20 protein-coding genes and 1 tRNA gene are annotated in these 22964 nt (G+C 36.4%); 18 read left to right on the top strand and 3 right to left on the bottom strand.

The annotated features are described in order from the left end of the window. Positions 1–79: 79 nt before the first annotated feature. The 9 genes from lipA (at position 80) to argG (ending at position 8770) form a co-directional block, all read left to right on the top strand. Entirely contained in the window at positions 80–1093 is a 1014-nt protein-coding gene (lipA, locus tag FW754_RS02535) for a lipoyl synthase (RefSeq protein WP_409512150.1), read from the top strand. Between the two features lie 196 nt (positions 1094–1289). Next, complete coding sequence (locus tag FW754_RS02530; RefSeq protein WP_419345952.1) at positions 1290–1676, top strand: carboxymuconolactone decarboxylase family protein; 387 nt, start codon at positions 1290–1292, stop codon at positions 1674–1676. Between the two features lie 273 nt (positions 1677–1949). Then, positions 1950–3200, top strand: a complete 1251-nt coding sequence (locus FW754_RS02525; RefSeq protein ID WP_446323761.1) for an acetamidase/formamidase family protein — start codon at positions 1950–1952, stop codon at positions 3198–3200. A gap of 220 nt (positions 3201–3420) precedes the next feature. Further along, positions 3421–3759 (top strand): hypothetical protein, encoded by a 339-nt coding sequence (locus tag FW754_RS02520; RefSeq protein ID WP_419345950.1) that lies wholly within the window; start codon positions 3421–3423, stop codon positions 3757–3759. 1 nt (position 3760) lies between these two features. Continuing rightward, positions 3761–5473, top strand: a complete 1713-nt coding sequence (locus FW754_RS02515; RefSeq protein WP_446323760.1) for a PepSY-associated TM helix domain-containing protein — start codon at positions 3761–3763, stop codon at positions 5471–5473. Next, positions 5470–5823 carry a DUF3325 domain-containing protein gene (locus tag FW754_RS02510; protein ID WP_409512145.1) on the top strand — a complete coding sequence of 118 codons (354 nt, stop codon included), beginning with the start codon at positions 5470–5472 and terminating at the stop codon, positions 5821–5823. The genes FW754_RS02515 and FW754_RS02510 overlap by 4 nt, the downstream gene beginning before the upstream one ends. Positions 5824–5945: 122 nt before the next feature. Beyond that, positions 5946–6461, top strand: coding sequence for a tetratricopeptide repeat protein (locus tag FW754_RS02505; protein ID WP_446323759.1), 516 nt, complete (start codon positions 5946–5948; stop codon positions 6459–6461). Between the two features lie 364 nt (positions 6462–6825). Next, on the top strand, positions 6826–7173 hold the full coding sequence (locus tag FW754_RS02500) for a hypothetical protein (RefSeq protein ID WP_446323758.1): 348 nt from the start codon (positions 6826–6828) through the stop codon (positions 7171–7173). A gap of 256 nt (positions 7174–7429) precedes the next feature. After that, the gene (gene argG / locus FW754_RS02495) at positions 7430–8770 is read left to right on the top strand and encodes an argininosuccinate synthase (protein WP_409512142.1); all 1341 of its coding nucleotides are present in this window, start codon (positions 7430–7432) and stop codon (positions 8768–8770) included. A 360-nt stretch (positions 8771–9130) separates the two neighbouring features. Here the strand turns inward: argG and FW754_RS02490 are convergent, their stop codons facing one another. Then, positions 9131–10192, bottom strand: coding sequence for a L,D-transpeptidase family protein (locus FW754_RS02490; protein WP_446323757.1), 1062 nt, complete (start codon positions 10190–10192; stop codon positions 9131–9133). A 550-nt stretch (positions 10193–10742) separates the two neighbouring features. Between FW754_RS02490 and pyrC the strand changes: the two genes are divergently transcribed. From pyrC to FW754_RS02470, 4 genes are all read left to right on the top strand, one after another. Beyond that, complete coding sequence (pyrC, locus tag FW754_RS02485) at positions 10743–11777, top strand: dihydroorotase (protein ID WP_446323880.1); 1035 nt, start codon at positions 10743–10745, stop codon at positions 11775–11777. Further along, the gene (gene rnt, locus FW754_RS02480; protein WP_409512141.1) at positions 11762–12421 is read left to right on the top strand and encodes a ribonuclease T; all 660 of its coding nucleotides are present in this window, start codon (positions 11762–11764) and stop codon (positions 12419–12421) included. Before pyrC ends, rnt begins: the two co-directional genes overlap by 16 nt. Positions 12422–12441: 20 nt before the next feature. Then, positions 12442–12517 (top strand) — tRNA-Glu (locus FW754_RS02475). A gap of 217 nt (positions 12518–12734) precedes the next feature. Beyond that, complete coding sequence (locus FW754_RS02470; RefSeq protein WP_446323756.1) at positions 12735–13670, top strand: hypothetical protein; 936 nt, start codon at positions 12735–12737, stop codon at positions 13668–13670. Positions 13671–14436: 766 nt separating this feature from the next. On the opposite strand, the gene serC is transcribed toward FW754_RS02470, so the two are convergent. Both serC and FW754_RS02460 read right to left on the bottom strand, forming a co-directional pair. Next, positions 14437–15516 (bottom strand): 3-phosphoserine/phosphohydroxythreonine transaminase, encoded by a 1080-nt coding sequence (serC, locus tag FW754_RS02465; RefSeq protein ID WP_446323755.1) that lies wholly within the window; start codon positions 15514–15516, stop codon positions 14437–14439. Between the two features lie 242 nt (positions 15517–15758). Continuing rightward, on the bottom strand, positions 15759–16169 hold the full coding sequence (locus tag FW754_RS02460; RefSeq protein ID WP_446323754.1) for an SRPBCC domain-containing protein: 411 nt from the start codon (positions 16167–16169) through the stop codon (positions 15759–15761). A 212-nt stretch (positions 16170–16381) separates the two neighbouring features. Between FW754_RS02460 and FW754_RS02455 the strand changes: the two genes are divergently transcribed. From FW754_RS02455 to gltP, 5 genes are all read left to right on the top strand, one after another. Next, positions 16382–17881: a TolC family protein gene (locus FW754_RS02455; protein ID WP_446323753.1), complete on the top strand. Its 1500-nt coding sequence runs from the start codon at positions 16382–16384 to the stop codon at positions 17879–17881. Between the two features lie 13 nt (positions 17882–17894). Next, complete coding sequence (locus tag FW754_RS02450) at positions 17895–19064, top strand: HlyD family secretion protein (RefSeq protein ID WP_409512136.1); 1170 nt, start codon at positions 17895–17897, stop codon at positions 19062–19064. A gap of 33 nt (positions 19065–19097) precedes the next feature. After that, the gene (locus tag FW754_RS02445; protein ID WP_446323752.1) at positions 19098–20234 is read left to right on the top strand and encodes an ABC transporter permease; all 1137 of its coding nucleotides are present in this window, start codon (positions 19098–19100) and stop codon (positions 20232–20234) included. Next, the gene (locus FW754_RS02440; protein ID WP_446323751.1) at positions 20224–21366 is read left to right on the top strand and encodes an ABC transporter permease; all 1143 of its coding nucleotides are present in this window, start codon (positions 20224–20226) and stop codon (positions 21364–21366) included. The genes FW754_RS02445 and FW754_RS02440 overlap by 11 nt, the downstream gene beginning before the upstream one ends. A 274-nt stretch (positions 21367–21640) precedes the next feature. After that, entirely contained in the window at positions 21641–22930 is a 1290-nt protein-coding gene (gene gltP / locus FW754_RS02435) for a glutamate/aspartate:proton symporter GltP (protein WP_409512133.1), read from the top strand. Positions 22931–22964: the final 34 nt, after the last annotated feature.

Here is a 22964-nt window from a genome sequence, read left to right as displayed (position 1 = left end):
GTGTTTTTACCCTATCATTTTTCAATTCAGCTATAATATCAATAAATATCCCCCGTCAAAAACAGTGGAAAAGTTGAATATGTCAGAGAACCGTAGACCTGAACAGGGTGTCAAACTGCGTGGTGCCGAAAAAGTTTCCCGTATACCTGTAAAAGTTATTCCAACGGTTGAAACGCCTCGAAAGCCCGATTGGATTCGTGTCAAAATGGCTGCGCCTGATGAAGTTCAACGCATTAAAACAACACTGCGCGCGCAAAAACTTCATACCGTTTGTGAAGAAGCAGCTTGCCCGAACCTTCCTGAATGTTTTGGTGGTGGTACTGCAACCTTTATGATTATGGGCGATATCTGTACGCGTCGTTGTCCATTCTGCGATGTGGCACATGGTCGCCCAAATGCTTTAGATGCAGATGAACCACGTCACATGGCCGAAACCATTTCAAATTTAGGTTTGAAATATGCGGTCATTACTTCTGTAGACCGTGATGATCTACTTGATGGTGGTGCGCAGCATTTCGTTGACTGTATTAAAGAAGCTCGTAGCTTAAGTCCAAAAACTTTACTTGAAATTTTGGTACCTGACTTCCGTGGTCGTATGGATGTAGCTTTACGTATCATGACGGAATGCCCGCCTGATGTGTTTAACCACAACATTGAAACTGTACCTCGTTTGTATAAAGCCATGCGTCCAGGTTCAGACTATCAGCACTCTTTAACTTTGTTAAAAATGTTTAAAGAATACTGCCCTGATGTGCCAACCAAGTGCGGTTTGATGGTCGGTATTGGTGAAACTGAAGAAGAAGTGATTTCTTTATTGGATGATTTACATGCGCACGGCGTAGATTATGTGACTATTGGTCAATATTTACAGCCATCGAAAGAACATGCGCCAATCGATCGTTTTGTCACACCTGAAGAATTTGAGCGTTATACCGCTCATGGTCAAAAACTTGGTTTTCGTAATATTTGGGCTGCACCAATGGTACGTTCAAGTTACTTTGCAGATCGTCAATATTATGGTGAACCTGTTCCTGCGGTACGTCGTAAAGTTGATCCTGCTAAAAAAATTGCGGTACAAACGATTGAAGCTTAATTGTCAATAAGCCTCAAACATTGAAGAAAAAAGCCCTCACCTGTTGAGGGCTTTTTTCTTACTTTTTAAATCTATTTTTCCAAATAAATATAACTGAAATTATGTACTGTACCGTCTAAAAATGTACGACCATTCGCCAATGGATTTGAATGATGATCGTTTTATGCTTAGAGCATTTTCCAATGAGCAACAAATAATGTCACAACAAGATTATGAAAATGGTTTAAAAGTCCGCACTGAAGTTATGGGTGAAAGTTTTGTGAAACGTGCACAAGATAATACCGTTCCATTCACACAACCTTTACAAGATTGGATTAATGAGCATGCGTGGGGTTCAACTTGGCAACGTGAAGGTGTACTTCCTCGTAAATATCGCTCACTCATAACTATCGCGTTCTTAACTGCGCAAAAAAGTCCAACTGAGCTGAAAGGTCATGTTCGTGGTGCTTTAAATAATGGTGCAACCGTTGAAGAAATTCAGGAAGTGTTGCTACACAGCCTGCCGTATTGTGGTGCACCTGCAACACAAGAAGCTTTTCGAGCTGCACTTGAAGTGATTAATGAATATCAAAAAACTAAATAAAATAGTTATTATTTTTAAATTTACGAGGAAGTAAAACTTTATTTACTTCCTTTTCTTAATAGCTGATTTTTTGAATTAAAACACTGAACAATTCAACTATACGCCTTATAACAACAGGCACTCAATTAAAAATATAAAATACATTTTTAAAAATTAACCATACAAATTCATTGAGTTATTTTTAAATAATATTCAAAAAAAAATTATCTTGGCATAAGGATTGCTTAAAAAGATTACCGCTCAGTGTATTTACTTTTTTACAGGTTCTTTTTTATGTCTCAAATTAAACTCTTTTCAGCTTCAATTTTATCTTTACTCTGTTTATCAGTTACACACGCTAAAAATGTCACTCATGATAATTTTAAAGTTTTAAATCAAATTACTGATCAGCCGACCTTATTAAAAGATGGTGAATATAAAGGAAATTATTATGTTCCTTCTACACTCAAAACAATTCAATGGGGATATTTACCCAACCGTGATGCAAAACCAGTACTGACTGTCGCGTCGGGTAGCACGGTGACCTTTGATACCATTTCACATGAGGGATTACTTGAAGACCAAGGGCGAAATGTAGAAAAATATTTTAAATCAAAGGGCGTAAATTCTGAGCAAATTCTCAGCGATGCTCAAAAAATTACTGCATCGGATCTTAAACATGACTTTCACAAAGATGGCCCTCATATTGTCACTGGCCCTCTTGCAATTACGGGCGCTGAACCTGGTGATATTTTAAAAGTAGAAGTTATTAAAGTAGAACCACGTGTTCCCTATGGTGTTATTTCCAACCGACACGACAAAGGAGCTTTGGTTGGTGAATTTCCAAAAAAAATGCAACAAGCAAATGCATCCCCTGAACATCCTGAACGTTTCGGTAATGTCTCAATTTTTACACCGATTGAAAAAAATACCCAAGGTGAATATGAAGGGGTTTTAAAAACTGAGAATGGTAAAGCCATTCGGTTTCCGCTGTATCCATTTATGGGGATCATGGGGGTAGCTGCAAACACATCTGAACCAGTTCACTCAGTTCCACCTGCAATGTATGGTGGTAATATTGATATAAATGAACTCGGTGCAGGTTCAACAGCCTATTATCCGATTCAAGTCAAAGGTGCATTATTTTATACGGGTGATAGTCATTTTGCTCAAGGTGATGGTGAAGTTGCATTGACTGCATTAGAAGCCTCAGCCCGTGCAACGCTTAAATTCACTTTATTAAAAGCAGGAAAAGACAAAATTCCAGGTAAAGAGATTAAACAACCTTTGGCAGAAAATGCTGAATTTTGGATCACACCTGGTTTAGATGAAGACTTAGATGAAGCCATGAAAAAATCAACACGCGAAGCAATCCGTTTCTTAAATCAAGAATATGGTATTGATGAAGCAATCGCCTATGCTTACCTCAGCGCTGCCACTGATTTTGAGGTTTCACAAGTTGTTGATAAAACAAAAGGAATTCATGCAAAAATTAGAAAAGCTGATTTTAAAGAGTTTGCAAATGAGTCATCCATCTTAAAATAATTACGATATCCAGATTGTAAGATACAACATCACTTGTTTTTGGTTATGTTGTATCCCACTCTTTATATCCTAATATTTAAAGTTCATTTTTTTCAGAATCTTAAGACTATATGTTTAAATATTTTTTGATTACTTTTCTAATAACATCAATGTGCTATTTAAAATCTAAAAGATAATTGTTATCATTTGCCTTAATACTTACACAAATTTACATAGCATTATGCAAAGCCAGCCCGAATTAAATGCAGGTACAGTACTTAATACAGATCGCTTTAAGTATCTTTCCCCATTACTGACTTATCGTCTAATGATCAGTTATCGTTTTCTACTCGCTATTGTCGGTGGTTACGCCTTAGCAAGTTATTCTGCAATCGTCATCGCAAAAATATTTGCAGAACAGCGCGCCGATGCTGTACTTAGTGCAACCTTACTCGCTTTTTGTATTTATTGTGCTGCATTTATTTGGGTGTTTATGGTGAAAAAAACACTAAAAGCAACTTTAGGCATTGTTCTCCCTACGCTTATTTTATGGGCAACAACTATATTTGTAGGGAACTAATATGCGGATAGATGACAAAGTTGAAGGACCGCGCCAATCAATGTCATGGCTACATACATGGGCAAGTCTAATTTTAGGTTGGTTACTCTATGCAATTTTCCTGACAGGGACGTTGAGTTTTTTCCAATCTGAAATCTCTGTTTGGATGAAACCAGAAACACATCAATCTGTACCAGACACATCCCAAGTTAAGCAAACAGAAGTGGCTTTAGCTTTTTTGCAAAAAAACTATCCAGATGCTGGCAGTTGGTCTATTCAACTTCCAAATCATCGTCAAACCACAACTGAACTAAATATTCGAAAACAAGGTGAAGATTTACAAGCAAGACGTGGCGGTGAACGAGTGACAATTGACAGTGCAACAGGTACTGAAATTGATACACGTGATACTCGTGGTGGAAATTTTTTATATCGCTTCCACTTTGAATTATATGGGTTGCCTCGTATTTGGGCACGCTGGATTGTTGGTCTTGCAACCATGCTGATGTTAGTCGCTATTGTCAGTGGTATCATCACACATAAAAAAATCTTTAAAGATTTCTTTACTTTCCGCTCAGGCAAAGGGCAACGTTCATGGCTCGATGCACACAATGCCACAGCAGTATTTGCACTTCCCTTCCACTTAATGATCACCTTAAGTGGTTTATTATTACTAATGTTTACACTTATGCCTTGGGGGGTGAATCAAGTTTATGAGAGTCGCCAAGACTTTTTAAAAGATCAACGCGCTGGGCTAATTCAACAAGGTTCAAATAAAGCACAGTCTGATCGTGCGCAAAATGCTCAGAACATGCGTTCTGACAATGAAAATCAGCAAGGTCGAGGTGAAAGGCGTGGAAAAGGTCAACAACAAAAGCAATCTGCACCTTTAACAGCACTAGAACCCATTATTACTGCAACACAAGCAAAGTGGAGAAATAATCCAATTGCATCGATTAATATTGTTGCACCCAACACTAATAAAGCCACGATTGAACTACGTGCTTTACACGGCGAAAGTGTGGCTCATCGTAATGTGTATGCAAGCTTAAAATACAATGGTGTGACAGGTAAAGATATCTCCAATGATGATGCTCAACTGAAAAATCCATCTATTCCAACAGGTATATACAATGTCATTACAGTACTTCATGAAGCACGTGGTGTAGACTTGGCATTACGTTGGTTATTATTTTTCTCAGGTATTCTGGGGACATTAATGATTGCAACAGGACTCATCTTATGGTGTGTAAAACGCGCACCACAACAACAAAAACAAGGTTATAAATCGTTTGGCTATCGCGTAGTTGAAGTCACTAATATTGCAGCCATTATTGGTTTACCGATTGCGTGTTCTGCCTATTTTTATGCGAATCGCTTTATTCCTGCCGATTTAGAACTACGTCTCAATTGGGAAATTCGCACTTTCTTTATCGTTTGGTTACTTACTCTCATTTATGCCATGTTACGACCGCATCGTCAGGCTTGGTTGGAGTTATTGGGACTGGCAACACTTGCCTACCTATTATTACCAATAATTAACGTTATGACAGGTGGTCAGGCTTTATGGAACAGCATTGCTCATGAACAATGGATGATTGCGACTTTTGATTTGATGTGTTTATTATTGGCAATATTATTTGCATTTAGCTTTTATAAAGTCAAAAAGCATCAAGGACTACCAAAAAAAGTAAAAGCTCCCACTCGCCAAACTCAGGAGAGTAGAACAGCATGATTGACTCAACTTTCATTTGGTTTCTATTTATTTGGTCGATCAATAGTGCAGGCTTACTTTCTATTGCTGCAAGCATGTCTAAACATCAAAAACAGATTTTTGGCCATGAACTCAAACCATTACATACTCGTATTTTTAAAATTGCAGGTTGGGTCTTACTTATTCTTACCCTTGTCTTATGTACGACACAAGGACATTGGAGTACGTATATCAGTTATTGGATTGGGACTCTCACTTTTGCAGCGCTCTTTAGTGGTTTGTGTTTGAGTTATTACCCTCAGTTTTGTAAAAAAATTGGCTTATTTACCCTTCTACTCGCCAATGCTTGCCTGATTTCAGCCTTATTTTAATACTTAAACTTTAATACTTAAATTTTAAGTATTTTTATTTTTACGCATTAAAGCCAATCTTCGGATTGGCTTTTTTTATACAAAGCATTACGCTATAGCGATTCTATTGTTGTGATTTTATTATGTCTGATCTTCCAATTTCTCCCGAGCTTTATAACCGTGCAATGGCGGGCAACCGTGAAGCTCAATTTGAACTCGCAGAAATTTATATGCAAAGTGAAAATGATGACCACATAGAATTAGCTGAAGAATGGGCACTAAAAGCTGCACAATTGGGACATGTTGAGGCAATGTATTGGTTAGGCGAAGGCTATACAGCCTATGCCAAAGATTTATTAGAAGAAGATCCTGCTGAAGCAAAAACTTATTTTGAACATGCACATCGCTGGCTAGAGCAAGCGGTCAAACAGCAACACCCTGCTGCAATTTTTGAGCTAGCCAATTTTTACCGTCGTGGTGATGTGGTTGAAAAAGACATTGCTAAATCAATCGAAATGCTCGAACAAGCTGCAAAACTCGGTGAAGTGCAAGCCATGCGTGATCTTGTTGCGATTTATGAACATGGTTTAGGTGTCGATATTGATGATGAAAAAGCTGATTTTTGGGCAGACCAAGCTCAACAAGTTGATCTGCAATAAATTCTGCCTAATACAATCAGCCTTCTCTCTCCAAATATATCTCAAAGCACTACCGTGAGACAAAAGGCTGATTTAAAATCGTAAAAAAGTTGATCCTGATATAGATATCTCTACCTAACCTTCTAAAATATGCTGCCAAATTTAGAGTAATTTTATTGGTTTTTATCGTTTTAAAAACTTAAAGAACGCATGATCAAATCAATCATAAAATAAAAATTAATTAAAAATCATTATTTTATGGTTTTACTCTAAACCAAGTTTGATTTACCTAAAAATCTTTTGTGACTTTGGATGTATCCACAAGAGACAAAGAACACTTTATATCTATCTCTATACCTCTTTTACACATCTAAAAGCTATGTCTTTGTCTCTTCAATTTGATGCTTTTGACAACCCTATGTACCTGAAAAAAGTCGGCAATTGGGTGATCACTTTTTTAAATTCAGTCGAACAAAATAAAACTCAACCCATCCGACTAAGCATTCGCTCAGTATTGCCTATTCAACTCTCAGAGAGTATTCAACCACGCTCTATTGAAATCTATCAATCAAACGATGAAAACATATGGCATGTTGAAAATGCAGCTTTTTTTAATAGTCATAATCAGCAATTTCATACGATTAAATTTCAACACGAGATGATGCTGAAAATTGTAGAAACAATTATCGTCGAATTCAAACGCTACGATGTTGATATTCAACTACTGAGTTAAAACATAGCATTTTAAAAAAAATAATTTGTTCAAGCGCCTTACCCGCCTCGGTGGTTTTTTTATATCTTAGATTCTCCGATGAGCTATCAAAAAAACACGATTTATCGTTTTTATCGGTCGTCAAAAATATCATTTTTTAAGTTTTCGCCAGCTTTTTAAGAAAACATCTACTTTTAAAAGTGCTACAATACCGAATATATAAAATTCTCTCCGGCTCCCATGTGTGGTGCCTATTTCGAAATAGTTAGGATTAGCAATGACTGATAATGCAACGATTTTGCAGAATGTACCAGTAGGCAAAAAAGTCGGTATCGCCTTTTCTGGTGGTCTAGATACTTCAGCAGCTTTATTGTGGATGAAACAAAAAGGCGCAGAACCTTATGCTTATACAGCAAATTTAGGTCAACCTGATGAAGATGACTATGATGCAATTCCACGTAAAGCAGAGGCTTATGGTGCTGTTCTTGCACGTTTAGTCGATTGCCGTTTACAACTTGCATTAGAAGGTATTGCTGCAATTCAATGTGGCGCATTCCACATCTCTACAGGTGGCGTACCTTATTTCAATACGACTCCATTGGGTCGTGCTGTTACAGGTACAATGCTTGTAACTGCAATGAAAGAAGATGACGTTAACATTTGGGGTGACGGTTCTACTTATAAAGGTAACGATATTGAGCGTTTCTACCGTTACGGTTTATTGACCAACCCTGCACTTAAAATCTATAAGCCTTGGTTAGACCAGACCTTTATTGATGAGCTTGGCGGTCGTGCGGAAATGTCACAATTCCTTATCGATAATGGCTTTGACTATAAAATGTCAAAAGAAAAAGCCTACTCAACAGATTCAAACATGTTGGGTGCAACACATGAAGCAAAAGATCTAGAATACCTCGATGCTGGTATCAAAATCGTTGATCCAATCATGGGCGTTGCATTTTGGAAAGAAGATGTAAAAATTGAAGCTGAAGAAGTTTCAATCACTTTCGAAGAAGGCTTCCCTGTTGCATTAAATGGCAAACGCATTGAAGATCCAGTTGAATTCATTCTTGAAGCCAACCGTATTGGTGGTCGTCATGGTCTAGGTATGTCGGATCAAATCGAAAACCGTATCATCGAAGCAAAATCTCGTGGTATTTATGAAGCTCCAGGTATGGCGCTTCTTCATATTGCTTATGAACGTCTTGTAACAGGTATTCATAACGAAGATACTATTGAACAATACCGTATCAACGGTTTACGTTTAGGTCGCCTACTTTATCAAGGTCGTTGGTTCGATTCTCAAGCGCTTATGCTTCGTGAAACTGCACAGCGCTGGGTTGCAAAAGCAATCTCTGGTACTGTGACTTTAGAACTTCGTCGTGGTAATGACTATACGATTATGAACACTGAATCTGAAAACCTTACTTATGAAGCTGAGCGTTTGACGATGGAAAAAGGCGATTCTATGTTCTCTCCTATGGATCGTATTGGTCAATTGACTATGCGCAACTTGGATATTACAGATACTCGTGCAAAATTAGGTATTTATACAAATACTGGTCTATTGGCTGTTGGTTCAGGTTCTGCTGTACCACAACTTAAAGATAAAAACTAATACATTTAATCTAATTGATTAAACAAAAAACCGCCAAAATGGCGGTTTTTTGATGTCTCATTTTTATAATAATACGTTAAAAATTAATTAAGCCACATCATCAAACTCGTGCACTCCATAACCTCTGACTAACTTATTTTTCCAAAATACAAGTAACTCAGACTGATCGTTCTAATCAAGATGAGAATCTGATTTAAAACACCCTCATAATTCTGGTGCTGTTTTTTTAAAATATTAAAAATAAATATGACTCATTTAGGATTCTGTATCAGATATTTCCAATTATTTTAAAGTCTTTTAAAAACAAGTGCGTTCCACCATATCAAGGATGTCGCAACAAAAGATGCCTTTGCATATGAATTATTCAAGAAATTTAACCACAACGCCCGATTGTACTTTACGACCAAGATCATTTGCATCCCAATTCGTCAAGCGAATACAACCATGCGATGCTGTTTTTGAAATCAATGATGGATTGGGGGTACCATGAATACCAAAAGAGGGCTTGCTCAGTGCAATCCAAATATTACCAACAGGTCCATTTGGTCCTGGTGGTAAAGTCAGCGGTTTTTTATTGCCACCTTGCACAAAGTTTTTCGGCGAATAACCATAATAAGGATTCGGTGCAACTTTTACGACTTTATGCGTTCCTTTTGGCGATGGCGTATCTGATCCGCCAATGGTCGCTGGAAATGATGCGATCAAATGGTTCTGAGTATTAAATAAATAAAGTTGTCTTGCCCCTTTATGCGCAACAATGAGGCTCACATCGGCAGGTAAATCATTGCGTACATTCGGGACAATAATTTTTTCACCGACAGTTTTAAAACTTACTTTCGGGTTTAATTGACGTAAAAACTCTTCATCAATATGAAATTTTTCACCTAACATTTCGGTGACACGGGTGTAATACAAACCTGGCATTTTGGCTTGTAATGCATAATTACGTGGAATACTTTTCGCATAAGGGCCTTTCAAATCCTGTGCTGTAATCGTGTATGTTCCATACGCCGCAGTCTTTTGTTTTGAAACTAAACTATCCCATGTTTGTTTAGTTAACTCGCCCGTTACAGGAAAACCATTCATCTGCTGATAAGCTGAAAGTGCTTTTAGAAAATTCTTACCGCTTTTTGCATCGATTGCACCAGGTGAAGCATGTAAATTATTCAACATTACTTGTGCACGTGCATAGGTTGGAAATTGACCACGCCCCAAATTACCCCAAGTAGCGTTATTTATACTCTCTAACGTCCAATTGACCTTTGCAACAGGCGGAGCAACTTTTTCAGCACTTTGTGTTGTTATACTTTGCACAACTGTTTTCGTTACTTCATTTTTCACACTTGCAAAAGAATGTACAGGCAATGCCATAAAAATAATGCACATTGTTAATCGTTTAATCTTTGACTCAAAAATACCCATAAAACTTCTCTAATGATTTAAAAGAATACGTATCTCTTAAATTAAATTTTAAAAAATTAAATACCTACATTCACAATTTATTCAATATGACTTCAAAAATCTGTCTCACCTATACAGAAGATGATTTTCCTCAAACATAGAAATTCAGCATTTCAAATACCAAAACACATGAATAGGCTGATATTATTTCAGATGGCTATTTATATTAAACAAGAGAACATTCCTTGTCCTTTGACAAAATTATAGTCACAAACATGAATAATTTCACACTTTTTTAATATTATTTTAGATAATTAGTGATTTTTATCCTATAAAACTCACATTTTGCTCAATCTGCCTGAATTTCATTGATTTTACAAATATTATTCGTACTTTAATATGAAATTTTTCCAACCATAAAATACTTTATATCTAAATAAATATTAGAAGCATTATCCATAATAAAACAGTTGGTTAAAATTAAAAAAACGGCTCGAATAATACAAATTGCGGTTATCTTTTTGTGTTGAATCGATTATTATCTATTTTATTTTTTGATGTAATAATTGCCTTGAACACGATTACTCTGCTTCAGCCAGATGACTGGCATGCTCACCTCCGTGATGGACTTGCTTTGCAACGTACTGTTCCTGACTTAGCGCGTCAATTCTCCCGTGCTATCTGTATGCCAAATACAGTTCCTCCTGTAAAAACTGTTGAAGAAGCAAATACCTATCGTGAACGAATCATGGCACATGTCCCTGAAGGCGTTCACTTTGACCCGCGTATGGTGTTGTATTTTACAGACCACACAACACCTGATGAAGTCAAAAAAATCAAAGAGTCTGCATTTGTAAATGCAATTAAATTATACCCTGCCGGTGCAACCACGAATTCAGACAATGGCGTGAGCGATATTCGTAAAGTATATAGCGTCATTGAGCAACTTGAAGAGCATCAAGTTCCATTGTTATTACATGGTGAAGTCACACATAATCATGTCGATATTTTTGACCGTGAAAAACGTTTTATCGATGAAGTACTTGCCCCACTTTTAAGACAATTTCCGAAATTAAAATTGGTACTTGAACACATCACCACAAGTGAAGCAGCAAACTTCGTTCTTGAGCAAGATCGTAATGTTGCAGCAACCATTACCCCACAGCATTTATTATTTAACCGTAATGATATGTTGGTTGGTGGCGTAAAACCTCATTTTTACTGTTTACCTATTTTAAAACGCCAAACACATCAGCAAACTTTGCTTGAAGTGGCAACCAGTGGTAATCCTAAATTTTTCTTAGGCACTGACAGCGCGCCACATTCTAAAGATGCTAAAGAAAATGCCTGTGGTTGTGCAGGTTGCTACAGCGCACCAACCGCGATTGAGCTTTATGCACAAGCATTTGATCAAATGGGTCGTATTGAGCGTTTAGAAGGCTTTGCAAGTCACTTTGGTGCAGACTTCTATGGTTTGCCACGAAATACGAGTACAATTACCCTCGTGAAAGAAGATCAGGTAATTCCTGAAAGTTTAGACTACTTGGATGGTGAAAAAATTATCCCGCTCTATGCAGGAAAAACCATCCATTGGAGAAAGGTGTGACAACTGAAATACAACCTGTAATTGGTCAACGCTTCCGTGGTTTTTTACCCGTCGTTGTTGATGTTGAAACTGCAGGTTTTAATTCTGATACGGATGCATTGCTGGAAATTGCATGCATTCCTATTGTTTATGATGCAGAAGGAAAATTTGTTCCAGGTCAAGCACATCATGCACATATCAATCCATTTGAAGGTGCAAATCTAGATCGTAGATCGCTTGATTTTATTGGTGTCGATCCATTTAACCCGATGCGCATGGCAATGGCAGAAGACGAAAAAACAGCGCTTAAACGCATGTTCAAAGCCGTCAATGAAGTTCGTAAACAGCAACACTGTACGCATGCCGTACTTGTTGGTCATAACGCTCATTTCGACCTCGGCTTTGTCAAAGCCGCAATTGCACGTACAGGCACTAAAAATCAGAATCCTTTTCATAGCTTTTCTGTTTTTGATACTGTGACCTTAAGTGCTGTGATGTTTGGACAAACGGTACTCGCAAAATCATGCATTCAAGCTGGAATTGAGTTCGATGGTAAAGAAGCACACTCTGCTTTATACGATACTCAAAAGACTGCTGAACTGTTTTGCTATATTTTGAACAAACTCGCACCTCACTTACTTGACACCTTGATGACGGATCACTAAGATACCGTCATCTTCTAAACGTCCCTATCGTCTAGAGGCCTAGGACATCGCCCTTTCACGGCGGTAACCGGGGTTCGAATCCCCGTAGGGACGCCATCTATTTTTTCGCTGTAAAAATATCACCTCTCTTATCTTATTATTTTTTCTACTTATCTTAGAATAGATTTTGGACGACTTTTTTATTTAATGTTCAATTAATCAACAAACCATATATAAATATTAGCCTATATGGCTTAATTTTTACATTTACACTTGAAAAAAACCAAACACCCACGATTTAATAATGTAAGTTCACCCAATTGACTCTGTGCACATGAATAATCACAACAGCCCTGAAATTATAATCATTGAAGATCAGAATTTTGGCAGCCATGTAGAACACTGGTCGCTGCTAACAGAACACCCCTCAACTGATGTACCTAAGTGGATGGGTGAAGCTCTCAATTCCCCTGTTATGCCTATGGGCATCTGCTCACAAGAATGTGATATGGATCAAGCCATTTGGCTCATTCAAGGGCCACAACAGGAAACCATTCAAATTGCACAAGTGATTGCCGTTGAAGATGGGAAACCGAAAGCGGTTAAAACAGCATTCCCATTTTTTGAAAGCCCTTATACGATGCATGCAGAGATTGAACGCATTATTACCTGCAAATCAAATACGCAAGCTGTTTTAAGCCTCAAGCTCAATGCCAATAGTACAGTGTATGCTTTTGACAGCTTATATAGTGTCAATCATGCCAATTATAAAAAAAATCAAACCTATAAAGTTCAACTCAATGCTTTTACTTATGAATTGGAAAAAGTATCTGATCATGAGCAAATCATTGTCGATGATCCAGCTTCAATTAAACATCATCGTGCTTTAAATGAAATTTTGTCAGAAAATAACGGGGTTGCACCTGCCAATTTACAAGAACTTATTGATGCATGGGAGCCAAAATCTGAAGATGATAAAGCACCCGTCACTGTCGATTTTTCCAAAATGGTGGCTTATTTGTATGGCGAAACCCTTGGGCAGGAAGATGAAGCATGGTTCCAAGGCAAAATTGTCGGCAAAACACAGACTGAATTTCAACAATCTGAATTTACACTCTATGATGTCACACTAATTTTAGAAGAAGATCAGCCTGCAACACTAATTCGTATTGCCACACAAAATCCAGCTTTTAAAGATTTTGAAATTGGACAATATATTCGTGGCAATCTTTGGATTCAAGCGAATATCTATGCAGAAGCCAAAGCCTAAACAGCCAAATTTTGAGTGATATAAATAAGAAAGAGGATAAAATACCATTTTTTATCCTCTTTTTAATCAGAATTTTGAATGTTTATTCTCACCGAACATAATGGCATATTTCCCTCTTTAATAATGATCTCTTTCAATCAAAGCAGAAACACCTGCCCATTATGATTATAAAATAGATGATAAATTTAATTCTTTAACTTAAAAAATTCTGCTGATTGTTATCACTTATTTATTTTTATTGAGCATATAATTAGCTACATATTAAAAAATAAAAATAGTAAAAATATCAATAATTCATAATGAATAATATCTTAAAATAATTTAATCAGTAACTTAAAAACATTACTGTATATAAATCACCTAAATCTTTTGTCTAAAAAATTAGATTCTCAATTCAAGACACCCCTCATATATTTAATGCAGTTTAATAAAATATTTAAATTATTGTTATTTATTTAAGTTTGTACTTTAATTGATCAAAGAAATATGTTAAAAATGTGACAACACAGGATTGAACAATAATTTCAAAATCCAGGCTTAGCAATGAAAATCACATCAGAACAAACGACCGATTTAATACATTCCCCTCGTACATTTGTGCTACGTATTGATAGGGGTGGTTTCTGCTTTTTTATTTTAGGGATGTTTCTTACTGCAATGATATTTAATTATCTTGGTATTTTTCCATCACTTCACTAATCACTCGATTTTGCATTAAAAAACCCTCATAAAGAGGGTTTTTTAATGCATTTTCAATTAGACTGACTTAGCCATTTCGCTTAGCAAAATCATCCATAAAGTTAACTAATGCTTGCACACCTTCAAGTGGTACAGCATTATAAATACTTGCACGCATACCACCGACTGAACGGTGCCCAGCAAGATTGAGTAAATGATTTTCTTCCGCTTCTTTCAAGAATAACTTATCTAAATCAGCATTTGCCAATGTAAATGGTACATTCATAATTGAACGGTTTGGTGTTGCAATCGGATTTGCATAGAAATCACTAGAATCGATATAACCATACAATAATTGTGATTTTGCCAAGTTCACTTGATGCATTGCGTCCACACCACCTTGCTCAAGTAACCATTCAAATACTAAACCTGATAAATACCATGCATAAGTTGCAGGTGTATTTACCATAGATTCATTTTTCGCTTGTGAACTATATTTCAACAAACTTGGAATTTCAGGTTTCGCTTGATCAAGCAAATCATCACGTACAATGACTAATGTTAATCCAGCAGGACCGATATTTTTCTGCGCACCCGCATAAATCAGACCAAATTTAGAGACATCAATCGGTGCAGATAAAATACTTGAAGACAAGTCTGAAACCAATGGTTTGTCAGTTACAGGCATATTGGCAAATTGAATACCACCAATCGTTTCATTATCGGCGTAATGTACGTAGGCAGCATCATTTGACAAGTTCCATTGGCTTTGATCTGAAATAGCCAACTTTCCGTTAATGCTTGTACCCGCTTCAATAATATTGATTTCACCATAGCGCTGTGCTTCTTGAGTCGCTTTTTCTGACCAGATACCCGTATGGATATAATCTGCTTTATTATTCTTGCCCAATAAATTAAGTGGAATTGCAGAAAATTGTAGCGATGCGCCACCCTGTAAGAACAGAACTTTATAATTCTCAGGAATATTCATCAACTTACGTAAATCAGCCTCGGCTTTTTCAGCGACAGCAACATAGTCTGCACTACGATGGCTCATTTCCATGATGGATAAGCCTTTACCACGCCAATCTAATAACTCTGACTGAGCTTTTTCTAAAACGGCAGTAGGTAATGCAGCAGGACCAGCACAAAAATTGTACGCGCGCATGATTTTTCCCTTTTTAAAGTGAAACGAATGAAATAGGCGCATTTAACCACAATTTGGCTTTTCTTGCAGTAGCTTTGTCAGTCAAACTTTCAATGTGTTTAAAGATTTAGAATTGATATTTCAATAAAAAAATTTAACTACATCTGCCTACTTGGTGTTAAATCACTCACTGAAAGAGACTTCAGCTTTATAGAACAATAATTTTCTGCATACTGAAAAAATTCAACAAAGCACTACTCTCGTTACTTTTTACTTTCTACATACTTCATAAAATTATCTAAAATTGCCTGCCACCCTGCTTGCTGTTGCTCAAATGGATATTCATGTTCAGGGTCAAAACTGATTTGTACTAAAACGGCCTGATCTTTTTGCTGAAAAATAATCTCTGCATTACGCTCACCAAATGAATAGGCAATTTTCTCATGGGGGATAATTTCAGTATATGTTCCTGCAAAATCAAAACCCATACTGCCATCTTTGGCTTCCATACGATTTGAAAATTGCCCACCAACTCTTAGATCATTGACTGAATTGACCGTATGCCATTCAGGTGAAGCTGTATTCCATTCTTGAATATCTTGAGGATTGTTATAAGTATTCCAAACAAGATCAATGGGCGCCTTAATTAAAGATTCAACTGTAATTTTTGCCATTTTTATTTTCCTGATAGAATTATGTTCAATTTATCTTAACGATAAAACTTTAAAAGTACATGAACAAAAGTGTATATCGACTATACATACATTAGATTTTTAACAATCGCATGTAAACTACAAAACGAAACACTTTAAGAGATTGATTTAGATTACTTATTCTAGTCATTCAAGGTTAGAATAAGTTTAAATGAAGTCAGATGTGAAAGATTATGTTTTTCAAAACGACGCAAAATATGTATAACCAAAAAGTACAAACACGTCTGAAATTTTTGCTTCTTTGCTTTACAGGAGCCACTCTCAGTCAACTAACTTATGCTGAGTCGCTTAGCTATGTCCAAGCAGAACAATATTTTATTGAACACTCATATACTACTCAAGCAAATATAGCTTTAAATCAAGCAACAAAACTTCAAGCAGAAGCGGTCAAAAATATTGGTTTACCTAGAGTTGACCTCAATGTCCGTGCTTATAAATTTCACACTGAAACTGATATTCCGCTAAATGGTGTAAAAAACAATCTAGAGCAATCACTCTCTCAAGGTGTAAATGATCATATTGACCAATGGCAATCACAAAATAATATTCCATCAACAATTGTAGACCCTTTAAAACAAGGTCTGACACAAGGAATACAAAATGGTGTGGGTTTAATTCCAGATAAAGCCAATGTCATTTTAGAAGATGAAGTGATACGCCCAACTATTTCTGTCATGATGCCGCTTTATACAGGTGGTGTTACGACCGCTACCAAAAATATCGCCCATTTAAATGCTGAACGCAGTGAGTTAAATAGTAAACAGCAGCAAGATATACAACGATTTGAAATGATTCAATCTTATTTCAATGTCCAATTACAACAACAACTTTTCGCTTCAAGCCAATTCAACTTAACGTCCATGCAAAAGCATTATGATAATGCTCTAAAACTAGAACAAGCAGGATTTATTAGCAAAGGACAGCGTATGCAGTTTGAGGTTGCTCGTAACAATGCCCAACGTGTCAATCAAAATGCCTTTTCCAATTTACAATCGAGTCAATTTCATCTGAAAAACCTACTCAACCAATCATCCATCGAAAAATTGACTACGCCACTTTTTGTTAATCGCGAACAAAGCCAATCAGTACAACAACTTTTAGCTAGTTATTCTGAAAGCTCAAGCTTAGTTAAAAAACTACAAACGGATACTCAACTCGCGAATGAAAATATCAAACTACAAAGTGCGAGTAAGAAACCAACGTTATTCGCATTTGGTGAATACAGTTTAGACTCAGATCAAAATTGGATTGTCGGTGTTGCTGCAAGATATAACTTATTTTCAGGTTTAGATAAAAATAAAAATGTGCAAGCAGCTCAACTGCAAAAACAAGCAACAGAACTACTCACTGCACGCACTCAACAAGAAATTGAAAATATTATTTATAAATCTTATAGTGAACTACATTCAGCACAACAAAATAATCAGCTTCTACAAAATAATGAACCTGCTGTAATGGAAAACTTAAGAATTCAACAGCTTTCTTTTAAAGAAGATATGGGAACTGCTACACAAGTTATTGATGCTCAAAATCAACTCAGTATATTGAAAGCAGAAAAAGCACTCAATTCCTATAAATACATTATGTCACTCGCGACGTTACTTCAAAGCCATGGTAGTTTAGAACAATTTCAAAATTATATTCATCAATCTAATACTGATTATATTCGTTAATGGAGTATGTTGAATGACTCAAGATCCTAATACACAGACACCACCGAATGAATCTGTAGATGAACAAAGTACTACAGTTGATCCAAGCACATCACACTCGGCAACAGATCAATTGCATCACAACCTAGAAACTGATGTTGAAAATGTATCAACTGATCTGCCCATTCAAAATACTCATGCAGAAAAACCCTCTAAATATAAAATATTATTACTTTGTATTCTTATCCTTGTTGCTCTGGGTTTTATTGCATTTGGTTTATGGAAAAGCTATCAACCGCAAATTATTGATGTACAAGGACGTGTAGAAGCCGAGACGTTACATGTCAGCACAAAAATTCCCAGCCGAATTGAAGAAATTTTTGTACATGATGGACAAGCCATTGAAAAAGGACAATTACTCGTTACATTAAGCAGTCCAGAAATTGAGACAAAAAAACAGCAAGCATTAGCAACTTTACAATCGGCTTTAGCCCTGCAATCTACTGTTGAGCGGGGTTCACAACAAGAAAATATTGATACGCTTTATGCAAATTGGCAAAGCCTAAAAGCTCAAGAAAACCTTGCTCAGACAACCTATCAACGAGGTCAGAATCTTTATACTCAAGGCGTCATTTCTAGACAGCGTCGTGATGAAATGTTTGCAGCTGCACAGTCTGCAAAAGAACTATCCGAAGCTTCTCGGCAACAATATTTACGTGCTAAGCGTGGTAGTACAGAACAGCAAAAGTCGGGAGCAGATGCACAAGTAGAAATTGCCAAAGCTGCTGTAGCAGAAGCCAATGCACTCGAATCAGAAACACGCTTATTTTCCCCTATTCAAGGTATTGTTTCTAAAACTTATGGAAAACCGACAGAACTCGTCGCAATTGGCGTTCCTATTGTCAGTATTATTAAAGATGAAAAATGGGTGAGCTTAAATATTCGTGAGGATCAGTATAGTCAAGTTTACCAAGCAAAATCTCTTGAAGGTTATGTTCCTGCTTTAAACCAGAATTTCAGATTTCAAATTAAAAACATTGATGCCGAGGGTGAGTTCGCCACAATTAAAACCACGCGTCAAAGTGGTGGTTATGATATTCGTAGCTTTAAAATTCATCTGACCCCACCTAAAGAAGCTGAAAATTTAAAAGTTGGAATGAGTGTCATCTTCAAGTTAAAACAAGGTTCTGCACAAGCAGAATAAATTTTAGGCGAGTCAATGACTGGATAATTATTCATGCTCAGCACCATCAAACGTGAAATTAGATATTTACTCACGCATAAATGGGATTTATGCATGGTGAGTCTAGCGCCGTTATGCATTATTATTCTGTTTTGTAGTATGTTTTATTCAGGTAAAGCTGAACATGTACCTATTGCTATTATTAATCAAGATCAAAGCGAACTGAGTCATACGATTGAAAAGTATCTTAAACTAAATACAACATTGCACGTACAACAGATTTCTGAAGATCAAACAGAGGTAGAGAAAAATTTAAATCAGACCCGAATCTGGGGTTATGTAATGATTCCTGAGGGTGCTGAACAACGCTTAGTCAAAGGAGAGGATGCACAAATTAGTATTGTCTATAACCAGTCCTATTTTAGCATTGGCAATACTATTTCTTCAGCAATGTTATTGTCCACAGTTCAAGCTTCTACTGATTTTTTAAAAAATAATTATTTTGTAAATGAAATACCTTATATCGATATTGATACAGCACATATCAAAATTTCTCCTCTTTTCAACCCGAATTTAAATTATGAACTTTATCTTGAACCATTCGTAATTCCTGCGGTTTTACATTTATTATTATGTTGTTGTATTGCCTTTTCAGTTGGGCAAGAACTCAAACTAAATACCACTCAACAATGGAGAGATTCAACAACAGTACTTCAAGCCATTTTTGCCAAAAGCTTCGTGTATGTCATTATTTTTTGCTTTTGGACATGGTTATGGATGTTTTGGTTAATTGTTATTCGAGGCTGGACAGTCGCGGGGTCACTGAGTCTTATTTTATTTGCTCAGTTTTTATTTTATCTCGCTTATGCATTAATTAGTGTGACTGTTGTTCTCGCCACAAAGAATCTTTCAAAAACTTTTGGTTTTCTTGCTGTATATGGTGGCTCTTCTCTGAGCTTTGCAGGTGTTACTTTACCTTTAAATAATGCACCACTTTTCACTAAATTTTGGTCAAACATTATTCCTTATACACCTTATGCAAAATTACAAACTGAACAATGGGTCATTGGTAGCCCACCAACTACTTCACTTACTCCTTTATTCATTCTCACGTTATATTGTATTTTTTATTTAGCAATATCTAGCACCCTACTCAAAAAAATTATTTGGGGAGCAGTCAATGAAAAATGAGCAATTCATAAAAATCATCACTTTTTGGAAGCAAGTTGGGCAAGACTATATTCAGACGTTTAAGAATATTGCAGGTAATTTTTCAATTTTAACCACGATGATTCTATCTGTAATTTTCTATAGTTTTTTTTATCCAATTGCCTATAAATCACAGACCGCAGAACAATTGCCTATCGTAATTGTTGATGAAGAACAAAGTGTACTCACAACCCAACTCATTACAGCAATCAGTAATAGTCCAAATGTAGCCATAATCGATATTAGTCATAATTTTGAAGAAGCTAAATATCTGGTACAAACACAAAAAGCTGATGGAATATTACTTCTTCCAGAACACCTTTCAGAAAGCCTCATTAGAGGAGAAACTGGAGGAATTGGACTTTACCTAAGCGGTGCTAATTTTTTAAAAACCAAACAAATCGGCTTAGGAATAGCAACAGCCGTTGAAAATGCTATTGCTGAATATCTTTCTCGTTTTGCACAAGTTACACATTTTTCACCTGCCCTACCTATTCACCAAATCCCACTTTTCAATACTTTATCTGGTTATGGTAGTTATATATTCCCCGCTGTAGCACCACTCATTATTCACCAAACAGTATTACTCGGTTTATGTATGCTGATTGGTGGATACCGTGAAAAACAATGGCGTGCTTCCCGTGCTGAATTTTTAGCTATTTATTTGGTGGCTCTTACTATTGGGACTTTGGGCTGTCTCTATCTTTTCGGTTTCACTTTTTGGCTAAATGATTATCCTAGAGGCGGAAATTTCTTTGGAATGCTATGCGCTGTACCTATTTTTATTAGTGCAGTGATTGGACTTGCCTTCTTCATTGCAAGTTATTTAGATACCTCTGAACGTGCAGGACATCTCATTGTCTTTAGCTCTGTACCATTATTTTTATTATCAGGAACGGCTTGGCCCTTACAAGCCATGCCTGAATGGATGCAAATGTTTTCTCAATTACTACCATCCACTCAGGGTATCAACTTGTTTGTACAACTTAACCAAATGGGGGTATCAACTCAATTGATATTACCTAAATTAATTTATTTACTATTTATCTCATTAATTTTATTAAGTTTATCTTGGTATCGCCTTGGAGTATTCATAAAAAAAATCCATAAATAAGCTAACTTACATCTATATATTAAATTAAACTAAATTAATTGATTGGATAATTAAATTAAACTGTATTAATTTCACCCAATCAAAATACATTCAATCAGAAATAATTAGTCGAGCAGATAAAAATAGATGCAAAATAAACGCTTCTGAGAAATGCGCTCAACAATCACGCTCTCCCCCCTTCTAGCATACCCATATTCATGCTTGGAATTGGCGATTTCGCGTTTTGATCATTTAATTTTTTTTTCGCCAAAATCTGATTTTTTAAGGGCTCAGTATGAATAAACTGAAAATTAGCCTAGCATGGCAAATCGTTATTGCGCTCTTTTTAGGTATTTTGGTTGGTGCTGTTTTACATAACCAACCTGAAATCCGTGACGACATCGTCCATAACTTCCTACAACCTTTGGGTAAGATTTTCATTAATCTGATCAAAATGATTGTGATCCCGTTGGTTTTATCCATGTTAATTTTGGGTATTGCTAATGCAGGTGACAGTAAAAGTATAGGAAAGCTCGGTTTTAAAACCATTGTTTACTTCGAAATCATTACCACAATTGCTATTATTGTCGGTCTTTTTGCTGCAAACATTTTCAAGCCAGGCGCTGGCATTGATATGTCACAACTGACAACTTCTGATATCTCCCAATATCAGCAAACTACACAAGAAGTTAGTCAGCATGCACATGGTTTAGTTAACACTGTTTTGTCTTTGATTCCATCTAATATTTTCTCTGCAATGAATGATGGGCATATGTTGCCAATTATTTTCTTTGCCGTGATATTCGGTATTGGTCTTGGATCACTTGCTAAAGAAACAAAACAACCGCTCATTGATGTTTTAAAAGCGATCTCTGAAACAATGTTCAAAGTGACGCACATGATTATGCTTTTTGCACCGATTGGTGTATTTGGTTTGATCGCTGCGACTGTTGCGAACTTCGGTTTTAGCTCATTGGTTCCACTCGTGAAACTTGCTTTATTGGTTTATGGTGCAATCTTCTTCTTTATCTTTATTGTACTTGGTTTTGTGGCTAAATTCTGTGGATTCAGCATTTGGACGATTATCAAAATCTTAAAAGATGAATTAATTTTAGCCTATTCAACTGCAAGTTCTGAAACTGTTTTACCTCGTATGATGGAAAAAATGGAAGCCTATGGCGCTCCAAAATCGATCACTAGCTTTGTTGTTCCAATTGGTTATTCGTTTAATCTTGATGGTTCAACACTATACCAAAGTATTGCAGCAATCTTTATTGCACAGCTTTACGGTATCGATTTAACCATTACACAGCAAGTTGTACTTGTGCTCACACTCATGATCACTTCTAAAGGGATTGCAGGCGTACCAGGTGTTTCTTTCGTGGTTCTACTTGCAACCCTAGGTAGTGTTGGTATTCCACTTGAAGGCTTAGCATTTATTGCAGGTATTGACCGTATCTTAGATATGGCACGTACTGTATTGAACGTAATTGGTAATGCTTTGGCTGTTCTTGTGATTAGTAAATGGGAAGGTCAATTTGATAGTGAAAAGCAAAAAAATTATAATTTTGATGCCACTCACTAACATTTAAACATTTTTTCTTATATAAAATGGGAGC

Source organism: Acinetobacter sp. 1207_04, assembly GCF_052850415.1.
This window is presented reverse-complemented; position numbering and strand designations above follow the sequence as displayed.

Coding starts and splice junctions, on each gene's coding strand:
- lipA (WP_409512150.1), top strand. CDS start 80: ATGTCAGAGAACCGTAGACCTGAACAGGGTGTCAAACTGCGTGGTGCC.
- FW754_RS02530 (WP_419345952.1), top strand. CDS start 1,290: ATGTCACAACAAGATTATGAAAATGGTTTAAAAGTCCGCACTGAAGTT.
- FW754_RS02525 (WP_446323761.1), top strand. CDS start 1,950: ATGTCTCAAATTAAACTCTTTTCAGCTTCAATTTTATCTTTACTCTGT.
- FW754_RS02520 (WP_419345950.1), top strand. CDS start 3,421: ATGCAAAGCCAGCCCGAATTAAATGCAGGTACAGTACTTAATACAGAT.
- FW754_RS02515 (WP_446323760.1), top strand. CDS start 3,761: ATGCGGATAGATGACAAAGTTGAAGGACCGCGCCAATCAATGTCATGG.
- FW754_RS02510 (WP_409512145.1), top strand. CDS start 5,470: ATGATTGACTCAACTTTCATTTGGTTTCTATTTATTTGGTCGATCAAT.
- FW754_RS02505 (WP_446323759.1), top strand. CDS start 5,946: ATGTCTGATCTTCCAATTTCTCCCGAGCTTTATAACCGTGCAATGGCG.
- argG (WP_409512142.1), top strand. CDS start 7,430: ATGACTGATAATGCAACGATTTTGCAGAATGTACCAGTAGGCAAAAAA.
- FW754_RS02490 (WP_446323757.1), bottom strand. CDS start 10,192: ATGGGTATTTTTGAGTCAAAGATTAAACGATTAACAATGTGCATTATT.
- FW754_RS02470 (WP_446323756.1), top strand. CDS start 12,735: ATGAATAATCACAACAGCCCTGAAATTATAATCATTGAAGATCAGAAT.
- serC (WP_446323755.1), bottom strand. CDS start 15,516: ATGCGCGCGTACAATTTTTGTGCTGGTCCTGCTGCATTACCTACTGCC.
- FW754_RS02460 (WP_446323754.1), bottom strand. CDS start 16,169: ATGGCAAAAATTACAGTTGAATCTTTAATTAAGGCGCCCATTGATCTT.
- FW754_RS02455 (WP_446323753.1), top strand. CDS start 16,382: ATGTTTTTCAAAACGACGCAAAATATGTATAACCAAAAAGTACAAACA.
- FW754_RS02450 (WP_409512136.1), top strand. CDS start 17,895: ATGACTCAAGATCCTAATACACAGACACCACCGAATGAATCTGTAGAT.
- FW754_RS02445 (WP_446323752.1), top strand. CDS start 19,098: ATGCTCAGCACCATCAAACGTGAAATTAGATATTTACTCACGCATAAA.
- FW754_RS02440 (WP_446323751.1), top strand. CDS start 20,224: ATGAAAAATGAGCAATTCATAAAAATCATCACTTTTTGGAAGCAAGTT.
- gltP (WP_409512133.1), top strand. CDS start 21,641: ATGAATAAACTGAAAATTAGCCTAGCATGGCAAATCGTTATTGCGCTC.